The sequence below is a fragment of the Microbacterium sp. AB genome, from assembly GCF_032878875.1.
GTDB lineage: Bacteria > Actinomycetota > Actinomycetes > Actinomycetales > Microbacteriaceae > Microbacterium > Microbacterium betulae.
This window is the reverse complement of record NZ_CP118157.1, coordinates 1,609,384-1,626,025: the sequence shown is the minus strand read 5'-3', so window position 1 is coordinate 1,626,025 and position 16,642 is coordinate 1,609,384. Positions and strand designations below refer to the sequence as shown.

The 16,642-nt window shown below is 71.3% G+C and carries 16 protein-coding genes; 8 read left to right on the top strand and 8 right to left on the bottom strand.

What is annotated here, in order from left to right; all coding sequences use genetic code 11:
* Positions 1 to 187 precede the first annotated feature (187 nt).
* Positions 188 to 403, top strand: a complete 216-nt coding sequence (locus N8K70_RS07570) for a DUF7455 domain-containing protein (protein WP_317140986.1) — start codon at positions 188 to 190, stop codon at positions 401 to 403.
* 52 nt (positions 404 to 455) lie between these two features.
* Here the strand turns inward: N8K70_RS07570 and N8K70_RS07565 are convergent, their stop codons facing one another.
* Both N8K70_RS07565 and N8K70_RS07560 read right to left on the bottom strand, forming a co-directional pair.
* Positions 456 to 1,490 (bottom strand): alanine racemase, encoded by a 1,035-nt coding sequence (locus N8K70_RS07565; protein ID WP_317140985.1) that lies wholly within the window; start codon positions 1,488 to 1,490, stop codon positions 456 to 458.
* The gene (locus N8K70_RS07560) at positions 1,487 to 2,182 is read right to left on the bottom strand and encodes an alanine racemase (protein ID WP_317140984.1); all 696 of its coding nucleotides are present in this window, start codon (positions 2,180 to 2,182) and stop codon (positions 1,487 to 1,489) included. Before N8K70_RS07560 ends, N8K70_RS07565 begins: the two co-directional genes overlap by 4 nt.
* 49 nt (positions 2,183 to 2,231) lie before the next feature.
* Here N8K70_RS07560 and N8K70_RS07555 point away from each other — a divergent pair, with 49 nt between their 5' ends.
* Entirely contained in the window at positions 2,232 to 3,254 is a 1,023-nt protein-coding gene (locus tag N8K70_RS07555) for a sugar-transfer associated ATP-grasp domain-containing protein (RefSeq protein WP_317140983.1), read from the top strand.
* Between the two features lie 61 nt (positions 3,255 to 3,315).
* Here N8K70_RS07555 and N8K70_RS07550 read toward each other — a convergent pair whose 3' ends face one another.
* The 3 genes from N8K70_RS07550 to N8K70_RS07540 all read right to left on the bottom strand — a co-directional run bounded on the left by N8K70_RS07550 (position 3,316) and on the right by N8K70_RS07540 (position 6,447).
* Positions 3,316 to 4,014, bottom strand: a complete 699-nt coding sequence (locus tag N8K70_RS07550) for a coenzyme F420-0:L-glutamate ligase (protein ID WP_317140982.1) — start codon at positions 4,012 to 4,014, stop codon at positions 3,316 to 3,318.
* A complete protein-coding gene (locus N8K70_RS07545) occupies positions 4,014 to 5,291 on the bottom strand; it encodes an RNA polymerase sigma factor (protein WP_317140981.1) in 1,278 nt (425 codons plus the stop codon). Before N8K70_RS07545 ends, N8K70_RS07550 begins: the two co-directional genes overlap by 1 nt.
* A gap of 211 nt (positions 5,292 to 5,502) precedes the next feature.
* The gene (locus N8K70_RS07540; RefSeq protein WP_317140980.1) at positions 5,503 to 6,447 is read right to left on the bottom strand and encodes a proteasome assembly chaperone family protein; all 945 of its coding nucleotides are present in this window, start codon (positions 6,445 to 6,447) and stop codon (positions 5,503 to 5,505) included.
* A gap of 76 nt (positions 6,448 to 6,523) precedes the next feature.
* On the opposite strand from N8K70_RS07540, the gene N8K70_RS07535 reads away from it, so the two are divergent.
* The 3 genes from N8K70_RS07535 to sucB all read left to right on the top strand — a co-directional run bounded on the left by N8K70_RS07535 (position 6,524) and on the right by sucB (position 11,165).
* Positions 6,524 to 8,017, top strand: coding sequence for a leucyl aminopeptidase (locus N8K70_RS07535; protein WP_317140979.1), 1,494 nt, complete (start codon positions 6,524 to 6,526; stop codon positions 8,015 to 8,017).
* Complete coding sequence (lpdA, locus tag N8K70_RS07530; protein ID WP_317140978.1) at positions 8,014 to 9,387, top strand: dihydrolipoyl dehydrogenase; 1,374 nt, start codon at positions 8,014 to 8,016, stop codon at positions 9,385 to 9,387. Before N8K70_RS07535 ends, lpdA begins: the two co-directional genes overlap by 4 nt.
* A gap of 68 nt (positions 9,388 to 9,455) precedes the next feature.
* Entirely contained in the window at positions 9,456 to 11,165 is a 1,710-nt protein-coding gene (gene sucB, locus N8K70_RS07525) for a 2-oxoglutarate dehydrogenase, E2 component, dihydrolipoamide succinyltransferase (protein ID WP_317140977.1), read from the top strand.
* 45 nt (positions 11,166 to 11,210) lie between these two features.
* On the opposite strand, the gene N8K70_RS07520 is transcribed toward sucB, so the two are convergent.
* Complete coding sequence (locus N8K70_RS07520) at positions 11,211 to 12,557, bottom strand: hypothetical protein (RefSeq protein ID WP_317140976.1); 1,347 nt, start codon at positions 12,555 to 12,557, stop codon at positions 11,211 to 11,213.
* Between the two features lie 143 nt (positions 12,558 to 12,700).
* Between N8K70_RS07520 and N8K70_RS07515 the strand changes: the two genes are divergently transcribed.
* Positions 12,701 to 13,408: a DUF4191 family protein gene (locus N8K70_RS07515; protein ID WP_317140975.1), complete on the top strand. Its 708-nt coding sequence runs from the start codon at positions 12,701 to 12,703 to the stop codon at positions 13,406 to 13,408.
* Between the two features lie 3 nt (positions 13,409 to 13,411).
* On the opposite strand, the gene N8K70_RS07510 is transcribed toward N8K70_RS07515, so the two are convergent.
* Positions 13,412 to 13,846: an RDD family protein gene (locus N8K70_RS07510; protein WP_317140974.1), complete on the bottom strand. Its 435-nt coding sequence runs from the start codon at positions 13,844 to 13,846 to the stop codon at positions 13,412 to 13,414.
* Between the two features lie 138 nt (positions 13,847 to 13,984).
* Between N8K70_RS07510 and glnA the strand changes: the two genes are divergently transcribed.
* Positions 13,985 to 15,409 carry a type I glutamate--ammonia ligase gene (gene glnA, locus N8K70_RS07505; protein WP_317140973.1) on the top strand — a complete coding sequence of 475 codons (1,425 nt, stop codon included), beginning with the start codon at positions 13,985 to 13,987 and terminating at the stop codon, positions 15,407 to 15,409.
* Positions 15,410 to 15,671: 262 nt separating this feature from the next.
* On the opposite strand, the gene N8K70_RS07500 is transcribed toward glnA, so the two are convergent.
* On the bottom strand, positions 15,672 to 15,794 hold the full coding sequence (locus tag N8K70_RS07500) for a hypothetical protein (protein WP_317140972.1): 123 nt from the start codon (positions 15,792 to 15,794) through the stop codon (positions 15,672 to 15,674).
* A gap of 103 nt (positions 15,795 to 15,897) precedes the next feature.
* On the opposite strand from N8K70_RS07500, the gene N8K70_RS07495 reads away from it, so the two are divergent.
* Entirely contained in the window at positions 15,898 to 16,641 is a 744-nt protein-coding gene (locus N8K70_RS07495) for a ParA family protein (RefSeq protein WP_317140971.1), read from the top strand.
* The last annotated feature ends 1 nt before the right edge of the window (position 16,642 follow it).

The window sequence follows — 16,642 nt, the reverse complement described above, 5'->3', positions numbered from 1 at the left end:
CTTCGATCATACTTTCGATGTCGCCCACGGCCCCGCCGACACACCCGGCGGGGCGCCGTGATCCCCCGTTCCGCCTCGCATCCGTACGCGCTGAGCGAAACAGCGCGGCTCCTGGGCATCTTTCGGATGCCGGCGTGGTTTCATACTGAGAACTCGACTCGCGAGGTTCGAACAGGGAGGCAGACACATGACCGCGACCACCACGACCGAAGCACCTGTCTCCTACCGTCTCAGCGCGGCGGATCGCTGCGACACGTGCGGCGCTCAGGCATACATCGCCGCCGAGGTGAAGGGCAGCCAGCTGCTGTACTGCGCCCACCATGGGCGCAAGTACGAGGAGAAGCTCCGCGCGATCGCCGACTCCTGGCTCGACGAGACCGCCAGGCTCCACGAGACCGACTGAGCACAGGCCTCCGAAGCGCCCGTCCCGCGAAGGGGCGGGCGCTTCGTTGTCGTCAGACGACGACTCGTGGGACGAGCGGGGAGACCCTCAGCAGCACTTCCTCGCCCACCGTGCCGACGCGCTCGGCGAGCGTCGTGGCCGAGGCCTCGCCCGAGCTGCCGGGCCCGAACACGACGACCTCGTCGCCGACCGATGCGGACGTCCATCCGTCGACCGTCGAGGCCGTCTCGTGCACCTCGACGAGAGCGCGCGCGCCGGCCGGCGTGCCCACCGCGATCCGGCCGGCGAGCGTCGAGAAGAGCCCGTCGAGCGATCCGACGCCGATCTCGACGAGGTCTCCCATGACCCGCGTCACGTGCGTCACGAGCGTCGCCGCCGGGGCGATGCCGGGGATGTCGGGGCCGTCCGCCGAGCGGATCCCGTAGCAGAAGGCGCCGACGCGGACGAGGTCCGCCCGGAACTCCCCTCGGTGCCAGGCCGCGGCGCTGGCGGCCAGATGCCGCACTTCCGGCGTCAGCCCCGCCGCGCGCGCCGCGTCGACGGCGTGGAGGAATGCCGCACGGGCGTCATCGTCGTCTTCGTCGCTCGCCTCGGAGATGTGACTCCACACGCCCGCGACGCGGAGCACGCCGTCGCGCTCGAGCCGTGCCGCACGCGCGACGAAGCCGGGCCACTCCTCCGGGCGGACGCCGTTGCGGTGGAGACCGGTGTCGATCTTCAGGTGCACGACCGCCGTCGTCCCCGCATCCGCCGCGCACGCCGCCACGCGCTCCAGGTAGCCCGCGTCGCCCACGCCGAGCTCGAGCCCCGCCCAGAGCGCCTCCGCGACCTCGTCGTGACCGACCGTGAGCCAGGCGAACACCCGTGCCCGCGCTCGGGCCACCGTCTTCGCCCGCACACCCGTCGCGACGTCGAACGCGCCGATCCATCCGACGCCCTCCTCCAGCGCGGCGGAGACGACCGGCTCGACGCCGTGCCCGTACGCGTCGTCCTTGACCACGAGCATCAGCGCGGCCGGCGCCATGCGCTCCGCCACGACCCGCACGTTCCGACGCAGTCGCCCGAGATCGATCCGCAGCTCGGTCATTCCGCCACCTCCCGCGCGACGCCGAGTCCCACCCGTGCGACCAGCTCGGCCGCGTCGAGCCCCGTGATCCGGCTCCATTCCGCGATCTCGTCGCGAACGGCGCCGGAGCCGAAGAACACCGCCTCGTCCCCCGGTGCGGCGTCCTCCTGGGGGCCGACGTCCACGACGCAGACGTCCATCGCGACGCGCCCCACGATCGCCCGGCGCGCGCCGCCGATGTCGACATGCGCGCGACTCCCCAGAGCACGGACCACGCCCTGCGCGTAGCCGCCCGGGACGAGGGCGACACGCGTGTCGGCGGGGGCGCGATAGAGGTACCCGTACGACACTCCCTCCCCCGCGAGGAGCGGCTTCGTCGACAGCACGCGCGAGACGAGCGACAGCACGGGCGCGCCGCCGCCGCCCGGCAGGCCGAACACGAGCGCCGCCGGCAGCGTCGGCTCCGTTTCGGAGAGCACGAGCCCGAGCTCCTCGACGATCGCCGCGTCGACGGCGTCGGCACGCGCCGCCCGCACGCCGCTCTCGGCCAGTGCGCGTCCGACCGTCAGGATGCCGTGCCCCCACGCGTCGCGTCGCAGGTCGGCGACGGCGTCGGATCCGGCCCGACGCCGCGCGAGGAGGATGTTCGCCGCGAGGGCCGAGAGCGACACACGCGCACGCGGCGCGCTCGTCCGGGTGCTCGGTGAAGTCACCCGATCTAGACTAGCCAGGCCCATCGACCCCGACCTGGAGGACGCCCGCATGCCCTCGACCGGCCTGAGCCTCGGCCCCAAGCTCCGCTATCTCGTGGAGCGCGCGCGCCGCATCGACGTGGGGTCGGTGATCGAGCGCGCGAAGGAGGTGCGCGATCAGCACGGGAAGGCCGTGCCGCTCGTGGTCGCCGACATGCTGTGGTCCGCGGCGCGGCGCGACGTCGCCTTCCAGGACTACGTCGACTACGACTTCGCGACGCTCAGCAGGGCCGAGCGCGCGACGTTCATGACGCATCCGGTCTCGATGCAGCTCGCCGCGCGATACGCCGATCCGGGCCACCGCGTGACGTTCGAGGACAAGATCGCGTTCAACCGCCGCTTCGACCGGTTCCTCCGGCGGGAGTGGCTCGTCGTGGAGGCCGGCAACGTCGGAGCCGTGCGGGACTTCGTCGAGCGCCACGGCACGATCGTCGCGAAGGTGCCCGTCAGCCACATGGGCCTCGGCGTGCACCGGTACCACGCCGCCGACGTCGACGACTGGGAGTCGTTCCACCGCGGACTCCTCGAACGGGGCGAGCTCCTCCTCGAGGAGCTCATCGTGCAGCACCCCGACATCGCGGCGGTCTGCCCCGGCACCGTCAACACCACCCGCATCACGGCGTTCAACGACGGCAGCGAGGTGCACATCCTCGCGATCGCGCAGAAGTTCGGGCGCGGCGCCGTCAGCGATCAGATGTCGTTCGGCGGCTTCTACACGATGCTCGACGACGCCGGCCACGCCATCGGCGCCGGCTACGACTCGCACGGCCACGTGCACGAGACGCATCCCGACACCGGCTTCCCGATCGCCGACTTCCGGCTGCCCTTCATGCCGGAGGTGCGCGCGTTCGTCCAGCAGGCGGCGCGCATCGTCCCGCAGGTGCAGTACGTCGGCTGGGACGTGGTCGTCGCCCCCGACGGCCCCGTGCTCGTCGAGGGCAACTGGGGCGCGGGCGTCTACGAGAACAAGCCGTCCGTGACGGGCATCCGCACCGGCCACAAGCCCCGTTATCGCCAGGCCATCGGCTTCTGACGAGAGAACGGGAGAAGGGCTCCTCGCCGTCCGCGAGGAGCCCTTCTGCGCCGGTGCCGCGTCAGACCTTGCGGATGATCCCGAGCGGGGTGGACTGATGGCCCTGGCCGAGCGGGTTGTCGCCGAGGATGCGCACGAGGCGCCTCTCCCCCGCCTTGTCGAGCGTGGAGCCGAGGATGTTGCCGCCGATGTCGTTGATGTCGACCACGGCGACGTGCGCGTCCCCGCCGAGGAGCGAGCGCACGTGAGCGGCCACCTCCCGCGGCCGCTCCGGCCCGAGCACGACCGCCTGGTTGTACGGCGGGATGGTGTTGTGCGTCGGCCCGTCGATCGCGCGGGCCTTGTCTCCCGCGATGCGATAGAAGTCGCCGCGTCGCCCGAAGAGCTTCGTGACCGCCGAGACGGCGGCCGCGAACAGGATCCGCGTCGTGCCGACCTCGCGCAGCGCCATCTCCATGGTCTCGGGGATGCCGAGTCCGATGCCGTAGGCGGTCTTCGTGACGTGCTTCGACAGGAACACCGCGAGCCGCCGGGGCTCGATCTCGTCCAACCTGTACGAGCGCCCCTGCGTGATCGCGACGATCTTCTCCGTCACGAAGAGCACGTCGCCGGGCTGGACGGCGTCCTTCGCGTACTCCGCGATGACGGCGTCGAGCTCGTCGTCGGGCATCACGACCCTGGTCCGCAGCGGGATGCGCGCGTAACGGCCGCCGTCGATCTCGACCTCGAGGAGCTTGCCCTCGTTCGCCTCGCCCGCCATCACTCGAGGTAGTCCCGCAGCGACTGCGAGCGGCTCGGGTGACGCAGCTTCGCCATGGTCTTGGACTCGATCTGACGGATGCGCTCACGCGTCACGCCGAACGTGTCGCCGATCTGGTCGAGCGTCTTCGGCTGGCCGTCACCGAGGCCGAAGCGCATGCGGATGACGCCCGCCTCGCGCTCCGACAGCGAGTCGAGCAGGCTCTCGAGCTGACGCTGGAGCATCGTGAACCCCACGGCGTCCGCGGGCACGACGGCCTCGGTGTCCTCGATGAGGTCGCCGAACTCGCTGTCGCCGTCCTCGCCGAGGGGCGTGTGCAGCGAGATCGGCTCCCGGCCGTACTTCTGCACCTCGACGACCTTCTCGGGCGTCATGTCGAGCTCGCGGGAGAGCTCCTCGGGCGTGGGCTCGCGGCCGAGGTCCTGCAGCATCTGACGCTGCACGCGCGCGAGCTTGTTGATGACCTCGACCATGTGCACCGGGATGCGGATGGTCCGGGCCTGGTCGGCCATGGCGCGCGTGATGGCCTGACGGATCCACCACGTCGCGTAGGTCGAGAACTTGAAGCCCTTGGTGTAGTCGAACTTCTCGACGGCGCGGATGAGACCGAGGTTGCCCTCCTGGATGAGATCCAGGAACTGCATGCCGCGGCCCGTGTAGCGCTTCGCGAGCGAGACGACCAGACGCAGGTTGGCGCCGAGCAGGTGGCTCTTCGCGCGCTGTCCGTCACGGGACACCCACTGAAGGTCGAGGCCGAGCTGGCTCGACCTCTCGGCGGCCGACATGTTCGACAGCTTCTCCTCGGCGAACAGGCCCGCCTCGATCCGCATGGCGAGGTCGACCTCCTCCGCCGCGTTCAGCAGCGGGACCTTGCCGATCTGCTTCAGGTAGTCCTTGACGGGGTCGGCCGTCGCTCCGGTGATCTGCGTGGAGTAGACCGGGACGTCTTCCTCGTCGCTGGCGCTGATGACGATCGCCCCGGTGGGAAGCGGCTCGACGGCCGGCTTCTTCTCGTCGTCCGCCTTGGACTCGTCCTTCGCGTCGTCACCCGTGCCGTCCTCGGCCTCCGTGTCGTCGGGGAGGTCCTCGTCCTCTGCGGGCGCGCTCTCGTCGGCCTTGCCCCTCGTCGTCTTCTTCGTCGACGCGGCCTTCGTCGTGGTCTTCTTGGTCGTCTTCTTCGCCGTGGAGCCCTCGGTCGCCGTCTCCTCGACGACCTCTTCCTCGGCGGCTTCGTCCTTCTTCGCGGTGCGTCGCGAAGCCTTCGTGGCAGTGGTCACGTTCTCGCCTTTCACCGACGGCGCTACGCGCGTCGCCCCCGGGTGTCTTCGGGCACTAGTAAGACCCTTGTCAAGTCCTGCGGCTTGACACGCAGGCCCGACAACGGGTCGTCCCGCTATTGTCTCACACCTGCGACGCGTCGACTGACGTGACGCACGGCGCGCTCGAAGACGTCAACGCGCCGCCTCCGCGGGGCATTCCCGCCCGGCCCTACACGCCCCCGAGCGGCTTGTCGTCGTCGCCCGACGGACGCGATGCCAGATAGCGCTCGAGCTCGGCGGCGAGCTCGTCGGCGCTCGGCAGGTCGCTCTCGTGGATGAGGCCGCTCGTGCTGGGCGATCCCCCGCCGGACAGGCCCGCCATGTAGGAGTCGTAGCGCTCCTCCAGCCCGGAGACCATGCGTCCGAGCTCGTCGTTGCCCGCGATCTGCTCCTCGACCTTCCCGAGGTACTCGCGGTTGTCCTCGCGCAGCCCGTCCAGATCGAAGACGCGTCCCGTGGCGGAGGCGATCCGGTCGAAGACCGCGATGGTCGCCGCGGGGTAGTCGGTCTCCGCGAGGTAGTGCGGGATGAGCAGCACGAAGCCCGCGACGAGCATCCCGGCCTCCGCGCTGCGGTACTCCAGCAGGTGGCCCGCCGTCGCGGGGACCTGCGTGCGCGGCTTCCAGATGGACTGCGCCTCCACGAGGTCGGGACGGTTGCCGCTGACGGTCACGCCCAGGTCTCGCGTATGCGGAACCGGCATCGAGATCGCGTGGACCCAGGTGAGGCCGGAGGCCTCGAACTCCACGGCGAAGTCGAAGACCGCCTCGGCGAAGCCCTCCCAGAGGAAGTCCGGCTCGTACCCCGACAGCAGGAGGAAGGGCTGTCCGAGCGCGTCGTGGGCGAGCGAGAGCTCGAGCCGGGGCGGCTGGAAGTCGGACAGGTGGTCCTTGTCGAACGTCACGATCGGACGACGCGCGCGGTAGTCCAGCAGCACGTCGTTCGAGAACACCGCGATGGCGCGCGGACGGAGATCATCGCGGATGTGATCGATCGCGCCCGACACCGCTCCGCCCGCATCCGTGAACCCCGTGAGGAGGACGACGAGCGGGAGACCGGCCGGGACGACCGGTGCGTCGGCGACGCGTTCGAAGATCTCTCGAGGGTCGGGCATCCCTCCATGCTACGAGCCGACGACCTCCCGCGGGCCGCGGCGTCCTCCGCCGCGCCGCGAACCTAGGATGGACAGCATGCCGCATCCCGAAATCGCGCTGTCCGCAGCCGTCTTCCCCGACGACGGCGCCGACGCCCTGGTGATCGCCGTGACCGATCTGGCGGAGGGACGGGATGCGCTGGGCGACCACGCGGATCTGCTCCCGGCTCTCGAGGCCATCGGCTTCACCGGCGCCAAGAACGCCTTCGCCCGCGTCTACGCACCGGAGACGGCCTCTCTTCCCGTGGCCGTGGTCGGCCTGGGCAAGCGCCCCGACGCCCGCGCCGTGCGCGACGCGGTCGGCACCGCCGTCCGCTCGCTCACCGGGTTCGACACCGTCGCCGTCACGGTCCTCGCCGACGTCGACGACGCCTGGCGCGCCGCGGCCGAGGGCGCCGCGCTCGGAGGCTACGCGTTCTCCTCGTACAAGACCGACGCGCAGGAGAAGGCCGCGAAGAGACGGCGGGCGTCGCGCGTCGTCGTGCACGCCCCCTCGTCCGTCGACGACGCCGAGCTCGCGGCCGTACGAGCCGGCGCCGAGGCGGTCGCGCTCGTGAAGGACCTCGTCTCCACGCCCGCGGAGTGGCAGAGCCCCGCCCAGCTCGCCGAGACGGCGCTCGAGCGGACGCGAGACCTGCCGATCGAGGCGCGCGTGTGGGACGAGAAGGCGCTCGAGGAGGAGGGCTTCGGCGGGATCGTCGGCGTCGGCAAGGGCTCGGACCGCCCGCCCCGCCTCGTGCGCCTCGACTACGTCCCGGAGGGGGCGCAGCGCCATGTCGCCCTCGTCGGCAAGGGCATCACGTTCGACACGGGCGGCCTGTCGCTCAAGCCGGCCGCGTCCATGGTCGGCATGCAGGAGGACATGACGGGGGCCGCGGAGGTGCTCGCCGTCGTGCGCGCGGCCGCGCAGCTCGCGCTCCCCGTGCGCGTGACCGGCTGGCTGTGCATCGCCGACAACATGCCGTCGGGCCGGGCGACGCGTCCGGGCGACGTGCTCGTGATGGCGGACGGCACGACGGTCGAGGTGACGAACACGGACGCCGAGGGACGGCTCGTCCTCGCCGACGGGCTCGTCGCGGCGAGCCGCGACCGGCCCGACGTCATCGTCGACGTCGCCACGCTCACGGGCGCGATCGTCGTCGCGCTGGGCACGCGCTACACCGGCGTGATGGGCGACGACGAGGCCGTCGGCGCCTTCCTGCGGGCCGCCGACCGCACGGGCGAGCTCGCGTGGTCCCTCCCGCTCCCCGAGTACATCGCGGAAGAGCTCGACTCGCGCGTCGCCGACCTGCGCAACGCGAACGTCGGAAGTCGCGCTGCGGGCTCGCTCTTCGCGGGGCTCTTCCTGCAGCGCTTCGTGGGACGACGGGGAGACGGCGAGGACGCACCGCGCATCCCCTGGGTGCACCTGGACATCGCGGGCTCCGCGATGAGCTCCGGCAGCGCATACGGATACACCGACAAGGGGCCCACCGGCGCGACGGTGCGCGCGCTCATCGACTTCGTCGCGGCGGGCGGTGAGACGAGGTGACGGACCACGCGTTCGACGTCGTCGTCCTCGGGGGCGGCAGCGGCGGCTACGCCGCCGCGCTTCGCGCCGCCGAGCTCGGCAAGACGGTCGCCGTGATCGAGAAGGACAAGGTCGGCGGCACCTGCCTGCACCGCGGATGCGTGCCGACGAAGGCGCTCCTCCACGCCGCGGAGGTCGCCGACACCGTGCGCGAGGCGTCGCAGTACGGCGTCGACGCCGCTCTCACGGGGATCGACGCCACGCGCGTCGCGGCCTACCGCGACGGCATCGTGGCCAAGAAGCACAAGGGGCTGGAGGGGCTGCTCGCGGCGCGGGGCATCGCCGTCGTCGCGGGCGAGGGCCGTCTCGAGGCCGATCGCACGGTCCGCGTCGGAGACGACCTGTACCGAGGCGCCGACGTCGTCCTCGCGACGGGGTCGTACAGCCGGACCCTCCCCGGGGTCGAGCTGGGCGGCCGCATCGTCGACAGCGAGGGTGCGCTCGCCCTCGCCGAGGTCCCCTCCCGCGCGATCATCCTCGGCGGCGGCGTCATCGGCGTCGAGTTCGCGAGCGTATGGCGCTCCTTCGGCGCGGAGGTCACGATCGTCGAGGCGTTGGACCACCTCGCCCCGCAGGAGGACGTCGCTCTCAGCAAGGCGCTCGAACGCGCGTACCGGAAGCGCGGCATCCTCTCATCGCTGGGCGTCCGCCTCGCCTCGGCGACGCAGACCGCCGCCGACGTCACCGTGACGCTCGAGAACGGCGAGTCGTACACCGCGGACCTGCTTCTCGTGGCCGTCGGACGCGGTCCCGCCACGGACGGTCTCGGGCTCGACGAGGCGGGCGTGCGGCGCGACCGCGGGTTCGTCGCCGTCGACGAGCATCTGCGCACGACGGCACGGGGCGTGTGGGCCGTCGGGGACATCGTGCCGGGACCGCAGCTGGCCCACAGGGGCTTCCAGCAGGGCATCGCGGTGGCCGAGCGCATCGCGGGCATCCCGTCCGCTCCCGTCCCCGACGAGCAGATCCCGCGCGTGACGTACTCGCACCCCGAGCTCGCCTCCGTCGGCGTGACCGAGGCCGCAGCCGTGGCCGCGCACGGGGCCGACCAGGTCGAGACCGTCGAGTACAGCCTCGCGGGCAACGCCAAGAGCGAGATCATCGGGACGGGCGGGCTCGTGAAGGTCGTGCGCAGGAAGAACGGAGCCGTCCTCGGCGTCCATCTCGTGGGCGATCGCGTCGGCGAGCTCATCACGGAAGGGCAGCTCGCCGTGGCCTGGGAGGCGCATCCCGAGGACATCGCGCCGCTCGTCCACGCCCATCCCACGCAGAGCGAGGCGCTCGGCGAGGCCTTCCTCGCACTCGCCGGCAAGCCGCTCCACGCGCTCTGACGCCTGCGGGCACTCCGCGGCGACACTAAGCTAGACAAGAATTCGACATTCCGAAGGAGACTCCTGACATGAGCACTTCCGTCGTCCTCCCCGCGCTCGGAGAGAGCGTCACCGAGGGTACGGTCACCCGCTGGCTGAAGCAGGTCGGCGACACCGTCGAAGTGGACGAGCCGCTTCTCGAGGTCTCGACCGACAAGGTCGACACCGAGATCCCCTCGCCCGTGAGCGGTGTCGTGGAGGCGATCCTCGTTCAGGAGGACGAGACCGTCGAGGTCGGCGCCGAGCTCGCCCGTGTGGGCGACGGCTCGGGCGCCCCCGAGGCGCCCGCCGCTCCCGCCGCCGAGGAGCCCGCGTCCGAGGCCGCACCGGCACCCGCCGAGGCCGAGCCGGCCGCTCCCGCTGCGGAAGCAGCGTCGGCTCCCGCAGCGGAGTCGGCGCCCGCGTCGTCGGACGCGTCGGACGTCGTGCTCCCCGAGCTCGGCGAGAGCGTCACCGAGGGGACCGTGACGCGCTGGCTGAAGCAGGTCGGCGACAGCGTCGAGGTCGACGAGCCGCTGCTCGAGATCTCGACCGACAAGGTCGACACGGAGATCCCCTCGCCCGTCGCGGGGACCGTGCAGGAGATCCTCGTCCAGGAGGACGAGACCGTCGAGGTCGGCGCCGTGCTCGCACGCGTCGGCAGCGGCGCACCGGCCGCTCCCGCGGAGCCGGAGACCCCCGCTCCCGCCGAGGCGTCGGCTCCGGCCGAGACCCCTGCCCCCGCGGAGCCGGAGACCCCCGCCGAAGCCGCGACGCCCGCCGAGCCCGCACCGTCGCCCACCGCCGCTCCGGCCGCGGCGCCTGCTCCGGTCGCAGACGGCGAGAAGCTCTACGTCACGCCTCTCGTGCGCCGCCTGGCCGCGCAGAACGGCGTCGACCTCGCCACGGTGAAGGGCTCCGGCGTGGGAGGACGCATCCGCAAGGAGGACGTCCTCAAGGCCGCCGAGGCGGCTTCCGCGCCGGCGGCGGACGCTGCGGCTCCCGCCGCCGCACCGGCGGCCGTGAAGCCCGAGCCGTCGCCGTTGCGCGGCACGACGGCGCCGATGTCGCGTCTGCGCAAGGTCCTCGCCTCGCGGGCCGTCGAGTCGATGCAGCAGACGGCCCAGCTCACGACCGTCGTCGAGGTCGACGTGACGAAGCTCTCCGGCTATCGCGACCAGGTCAAGACGACGTTCCACGAGAAGACGGGCGACAAGCTCTCGTTCCTGCCCTTCTTCGCCCTCGCCGCCGCCGAGGCGCTGCAGGCGTACCCGATCGTGAACTCGACGGTCGACGCGGACAACAACATCGTCTACCCCGCGAGCGAGAACCTCTCGATCGCGGTGGACACCGAGCGCGGTCTCCTCACGCCGGTCGTCCGCGACGCCGGCTCGAAGAACCTCGCCCAGATCGCGCACGAGATCGCCGACCTCGCGGCGCGGACGCGCGACAACAAGCTGAAGCCCGACGAGCTCGCCGGCGGGACGTTCACGCTGACGAACACCGGTTCGCGCGGCGCGCTGTTCGACACGCCCGTCGTGTTCCTGCCGCAGTCGGCGATCCTCGGGACGGGCGTCGTCTTCAAGCGCCCCGGCGTGGTGAAGGTCGACGGCGTCGAGGCGATCGGCATCCGCTCGTACGTGTACCTGGCGCTGTCGTACGACCACCGTACGATCGACGGCGCGGACGCGGCTCGCTTCCTCTCCGCCGTCAAGGCGCGGCTGGAGGCGGCGGACTTCGCGGGCGACCTCGGCATCTGAGTCGAGCGCTCCCCGAGGGGAAGGGGGCCGGACGGGCGGGGACGCTCATCCGGCCCCTTTCGCCGTGTCGTAGACCTGCCGCACCCGCCACACGCCGTCGACACGCTCGAGGACGACGTGCTGCGTCGAGTCGCCCACCTCCACCCGCGTGACGGCGACATCACCGAAGTCGTCGACGAGCGCCGTGCTCGACGGCTCCGCGCCCTCGACGAGGCGCAGAGCGGCCTCCTCGGGCGTCTCCTCCTCGGACGGGCTGCGCGCGTCGGCGTGCGGAGCCTCTCCAGCCGCGCTCTCCTCGACCGAGGTCTCTCTGTGCACTGATCCGTCGCCCGCCGCGACGCCCTGCGTCTCCGACGGATCGGGACGAGCCGCGGTCTCGGCCCCGCGCACCGACGCGGCGGCTCCTCCGGAGTCCTCGCCGTCGTCTCCCTCCGGCCACAGCGCGCCGGCCACGAGCACCGCGCCGGCGGCCGCCAGGCCCACGAGCAGCGGCGCCCGGCGCCCGTTCGCGCGAGGAGAGGGCGATCCTCTGCCGCGCGCACGCCGGGCGCGCAGCTCGTCCCATGATCCGCGCAGGCCGTCCCACGCGTCCGCGACGAGCTCGCCCACGCCCGCGTCGAGGTGGCGTTCGACGAGCTCGCCCAGCGCCCGGCCGCGCCGCCGTCCGCCCGCCGCCACGAGGCCGCCCGCCGTCTCGTCGTCGTCCGAGAGGGGCGACGTCGCCCCGGACCCGCCGTCCGGCCCCTCGAGCACGAGCGCCCGGGGCGCGCACGCCTCGAACAGCTTCTCCTCCAGCTCCGGCGCCGTGCGATGCAGCCCTCTGGGGCGGGCGAGGACGGCGGGGATCTCGTCCAGCACCCGGCGCAGCACGCGATCGGCGCAGGATCCGGCGACCGTCGCGATCGCGCGCGACGCCGCGGTCTCGACGGGCTCGCCGTCGCCGTGGGCGAAGAGCGGACGCGCGTCGGACGAGATCCACCACGTCCCCACGGGACCCGGCTCGTCTCCCCCGCGGCCCGTCCACGCCTCCTGGGTCCCGCGGATCAGGCTCACCGCGAGCGTCACGATCTCGCCGCCGCCCAGCGCGGGCCCTCGCGCCGCCCGTCGGGCGATCCATCCGTCGAGCCGGACGTCGCACAGCGGCAGCACGACCGCGTGCCCGTCGACGAGGCGCACCAGGTCGACGGGCGCGAGGACGTGCTGCGCTCCCGCGTGACGCCATCCCTCCCAGTCGTCGAGCCGCGCCGCATGCGCGAGCACCAGGAGATCGTCGCCGCATGCCGTGAGCGCACCGGCGACGGGCCCCTCTGCCGCATGCCTGATGTGGCGATAGGCGCCCGTCGGCTCGGTCCCGACCGGCGCCGTTCCCGCGAGGACGTCTTCCCAGCTCATCCCTCCACCCTGCTCGGCATGCCGCTCCACGGACGCTCGATCGCGGCGCCGTGGAGACGACGCGCCGACGACGGCGCCCTGTGCACACGACGTCGCATCGTGGCCGCGTTCGGCGACGCCCCACCGCCGGTACTCTTGTAGACATGGCAGCACGCAGCACCGAGAAGGAGAAGCGACCCGGCTTCTTCTCACAGATCAAGTCACTGTTCACCTTCACGCGCGAGGCGTTCCCGTGGCTCGGCTGGCTGCTCATCGCCATCATCGTCGTGGGGATCGGTCTCGGCGTCGTCGCGGGGATCCTCCTCCAGCCGTCCTGGTGGGGCATCCTGCTGTGGAGCATCACGGGCCTCATGGTGGGCGCACTCGCGGCCATGATGACGATGACCCGTCTCTCCACGCGCGCGATGTACCGGAAGCTCGACGGGATGCCCGGCGCGAGCGGCCACGTGCTGGCCAACATGCTCGGGCGCCGCTGGCGCGCCGACGACATGCCCGTCGGCATCAACCCGAAGACGCAGGAGGCCGTCTACCGCGCCGTGGGACGCGGCGGCATCGTCGTCGTCGGCGAGGGCTCACGGGGCCGCCTGACGAAGCTCATGCGCGATGAGCGGATGAAGGCGCAGCGCGTGGCGCACGGCGTTCCGGTCCACGAGTTCTACGTCGGACACGGCGACGACGAGATCCCGATCGACCGTCTCGTGAAGACCGTCAAGTCGCTGCCCAAGGCTCTCGACCGGGCCACGATGGGCGCCGTCGTGCAGCGCATCGAGTCGGTGTCGCAGTCGGTCACGTCGCTGCCGATCCCGAAGGGCGTCGACCCCACGAGGGTGCGCGCGCAGCGTCCGCGCTGATCGTCAGGCCCGCACCAGGACGGTTCCTGCGACCTTGTCGTGCAGGCCGCGGTGGTCGGCGTCCCACACGACGGCGGGGATGACGACCACGAGCAGCAGCGTGCGCACGACGGGGCGCCAGAGCCCCGTCCAGGCTCCGTCGGCGCGGAGGAGCCGCATGCCGACGAGACGATGCCCCGGGCTGCCGCCGATCGTCGGGATGAACACGATCTGCAGGACGGCGAAGACGATCAGGGGCGCGAACAGGCTGAACCCCGCCTCGGCGGGGAGCGCGAACTGGTCGTACCCGAAGAAGGCCGTCGCGATGAGCGTCGCCGCGGCGTAGTCGATCAGGAGGCCGGCGACGCGCCTGCCCGGTCGGGCGATGCTGCCGGGCCCCGACTCCGGACGACCCAGCGAAGCGCCCGGATGGTCGGCTGCAGATGAGGGGGAAGTCACCCGACGAGCCTAGAGTAGAGGGGCCACGTAACATTCCCGAAACATGAGGGACACCCCCGGGCAACGCCGAGACCGTAGGTTTGCGGCGACGTCCGTTCCCCGGATTGCCCCACCCGAGATCCCACAACTGGAGCCTCAATGTTCAAAGATTCCTCCGAGGTGCTGAAATTCATCAAGGACGAGGACGTCAAGTTCCTCGACATCCGCTTCACCGACCTCCCCGGTGTGCAGCAGCACTTCAACATCCCGGCCTCCACGGTGGATGAGGAGTTCTTCACCGTCGGACAGCTCTTCGACGGCTCCTCGATCCGCGGGTTCGCGAACATCCACGAGTCCGACATGCAGCTCATCCCCGACGTGTCGACGGCGTACGTCGACCCGTTCCGCGAGGCGAAGACGCTCGTCGTCATCTTCGACATCTACAACCCCCGCAACGGCGAGATCTACTCGAAGGACCCGCGCCAGGTCGCCAAGAAGGCGGAGAAGTACCTCGCGTCGACCGGCATCGCCGACACCGCGTTCTTCGCTCCCGAGGCCGAGTTCTACATCTTCGACGACGTGCGCTACGAGGTGAAGCAGAACTCCAGCTTCTACTCCGTCGACTCCGAGGAGGGCGCCTGGAACACCGGTCGCGCCGAAGAGGGTGGCAACCTCGCCAACAAGACCGCGTACAAGGGCGGCTACTTCCCCGTCACCCCGGTCGACAAGACGGCCGACCTGCGTGACAACATCAGCCTCAACCTCATCGAGGCGGGCCTCGAGCTCGAGCGCGCCCACCACGAGGTCGGCACGGGCGGCCAGCAGGAGATCAACTACCGCTTCGACACGCTCGTCCACGCGGCTGACGACATCCTCAAGTTCAAGTACATCGTCAAGAACACGGCCGAGGAATGGGGCAAGACGGCGACGTTCATGCCGAAGCCGCTCTTCGGCGACAACGGGTCCGGCATGCACACGCACCAGTCGCTGTGGTCGGACGGCAAGCCGCTCTTCTACGACGAGACCGGCTACGGCGGGCTCAGCGACATCGCACGCTGGTACATCGGCGGCATCCTCGCCCATGCCCCCGCGGTGCTCGCGTTCACCAACCCGACGCTCAACAGCTACCACCGTCTGGTGAAGGGCTTCGAGGCCCCCGTCAACCTCGTCTACTCGGCCGGCAACCGCTCGGCGGCCATCCGCATCCCGATCACGGGCTCGAACCCGAAGGCCAAGCGCATCGAGTTCCGCGCGCCGGACGCCTCGGGCAACCCCTACCTCGCGTTCGCGGCGCAGCTCATGGCGGGTCTCGACGGCATCAAGAACCGCATCGAGCCGCACGAGCCCGTCGACAAGGACCTCTACGAGCTCCCCGCCGAAGAGGCCAAGAACATCCCGCAGGTTCCGAACTCGCTGCAGGACTCGCTCGACGCGCTCCGCGCCGACCACCAGTTCCTCCTCGAGGGCGGCGTGTTCACGCAGGAGCTCATCGACACCTGGATCGAGTACAAGGAGGAGAACGAGATCAAGCCGCTCGCGCAGCGTCCTCACCCCTTCGAGTACGAGCTCTACTTCGGCGTCTGAGCTCTCGCCAGGCTCTCAAACGGCCCAGCTCCCGCGAGAAATCGAGGGAGCTGGGCCGTTTGCTGTACCTCAGCTGTCCGTCTAGCCCGATACGGGTGTCCGACAAGTCGGCGTAGACAGCCGATACGACGGGCGCGAGCTCAAGCGCCTGCGCTGCGCACGCGTTGCCCCGCATAACGGCGCTGGCTCCGTCTCGTCAGCGCAGGAGGCTTCCCCCGCCACGTCAACCCACGTCGCGATCTGGCCCCTCGGAGGCTGTCGGCTACCGCCGTGGCGGAAGATGGTCCAGCGGCTCGTCGTCCTGCACCGCTCCGTTCTCGTCGGCGACGCTCGTCACGGTGTAGGGGTTCAGGTCGAGGGCGTCGACCCGACAGAGATGGAGCATGTGCGCTGGCGGCGACAGCGCGCGTCCGTCATCCTCCGTCATACGCGGACAGGCCCCGGAAGATCCCCTCCGGGCATGTCGCCTCTCGTGGAAGGATGAGCCCGTGAGCATCTCGCGCGTGATCGCCGTCTTCAGCACGAAGGGCGGCGTCGGAAAGACCACCACGGCGGTGAACCTCGCCTGGCAGGCGGCCGCCGACGGCAGCCGCGTGCTGCTGTGGGACCTCGACCCGCAGGCCGCGGCGACATGGCTGCTGTCCGTGCGCCAGAAGCTGCGAGGCGGCGCGAGCGCCGTTCTCTCGGGCGATCGCTCGATCGCGAAGGCCGTGAGGGAGTCCTCGATCGACGGCGTCGACGTCGTCCCCGCCGACGCCACCTACCGGGGGCTCGACATCGTGCTCGACGGCGCGAAGAGGTCCTCCACGCGCCTCGCCCGAGCTCTGAAGCCGCTGCGAGGCGACTACGACGTGATCGTCCTGGACTGCCCGCCCGGCGCGTCCCTCGTCGCCGAGAACGCCATCGACGCGGCCGACGTCGTCGTCGCTCCCCTGTCGCCGTCGCTCATCTCGCTGCGGTCCTTCGACCAGGTCAGAGCGCTCATCGCGGATCAGGGCGGCGGCGCCTCCCTCGTCGCCTTCCTCACCATGGTCGACCGCCGCAAGAAGAGCCACCGGGAGGCCGTCGCCGAGCTCCCCTCGCGCGTGCCCGAGATCACCGACATCGTCGTCCCGTTCTCGGTCCTCGCCGAGCGGATGGGCGAGCGTCACGCCGCGATCGGGGCGTTCGCGCCGCGCTCCGGGGCCGCTCGCGCGTACGCCGCGCTCTGGCATCGGGTCGCGCACGCCTGAG

Bases quoted from the DNA above. Each gene is read 5' to 3' on its own strand.
- N8K70_RS07570 (WP_317140986.1), top strand. From the start codon at position 188: ATGACCGCGACCACCACGACCGAAGCACCTGTCTCCTACCGTCTCAGC.
- N8K70_RS07565 (WP_317140985.1), bottom strand. From the start codon at position 1,490: ATGACCGAGCTGCGGATCGATCTCGGGCGACTGCGTCGGAACGTGCGG.
- N8K70_RS07555 (WP_317140983.1), top strand. From the start codon at position 2,232: ATGCCCTCGACCGGCCTGAGCCTCGGCCCCAAGCTCCGCTATCTCGTG.
- N8K70_RS07550 (WP_317140982.1), bottom strand. From the start codon at position 4,014: ATGGCGGGCGAGGCGAACGAGGGCAAGCTCCTCGAGGTCGAGATCGAC.
- N8K70_RS07540 (WP_317140980.1), bottom strand. From the start codon at position 6,447: ATGCCCGACCCTCGAGAGATCTTCGAACGCGTCGCCGACGCACCGGTC.
- N8K70_RS07535 (WP_317140979.1), top strand. From the start codon at position 6,524: ATGCCGCATCCCGAAATCGCGCTGTCCGCAGCCGTCTTCCCCGACGAC.
- sucB (WP_317140977.1), top strand. From the start codon at position 9,456: ATGAGCACTTCCGTCGTCCTCCCCGCGCTCGGAGAGAGCGTCACCGAG.
- N8K70_RS07520 (WP_317140976.1), bottom strand. From the start codon at position 12,557: ATGAGCTGGGAAGACGTCCTCGCGGGAACGGCGCCGGTCGGGACCGAG.
- N8K70_RS07515 (WP_317140975.1), top strand. From the start codon at position 12,701: ATGGCAGCACGCAGCACCGAGAAGGAGAAGCGACCCGGCTTCTTCTCA.
- glnA (WP_317140973.1), top strand. From the start codon at position 13,985: ATGTTCAAAGATTCCTCCGAGGTGCTGAAATTCATCAAGGACGAGGAC.
- N8K70_RS07500 (WP_317140972.1), bottom strand. From the start codon at position 15,794: ATGCTCCATCTCTGTCGGGTCGACGCCCTCGACCTGAACCCCTACACC.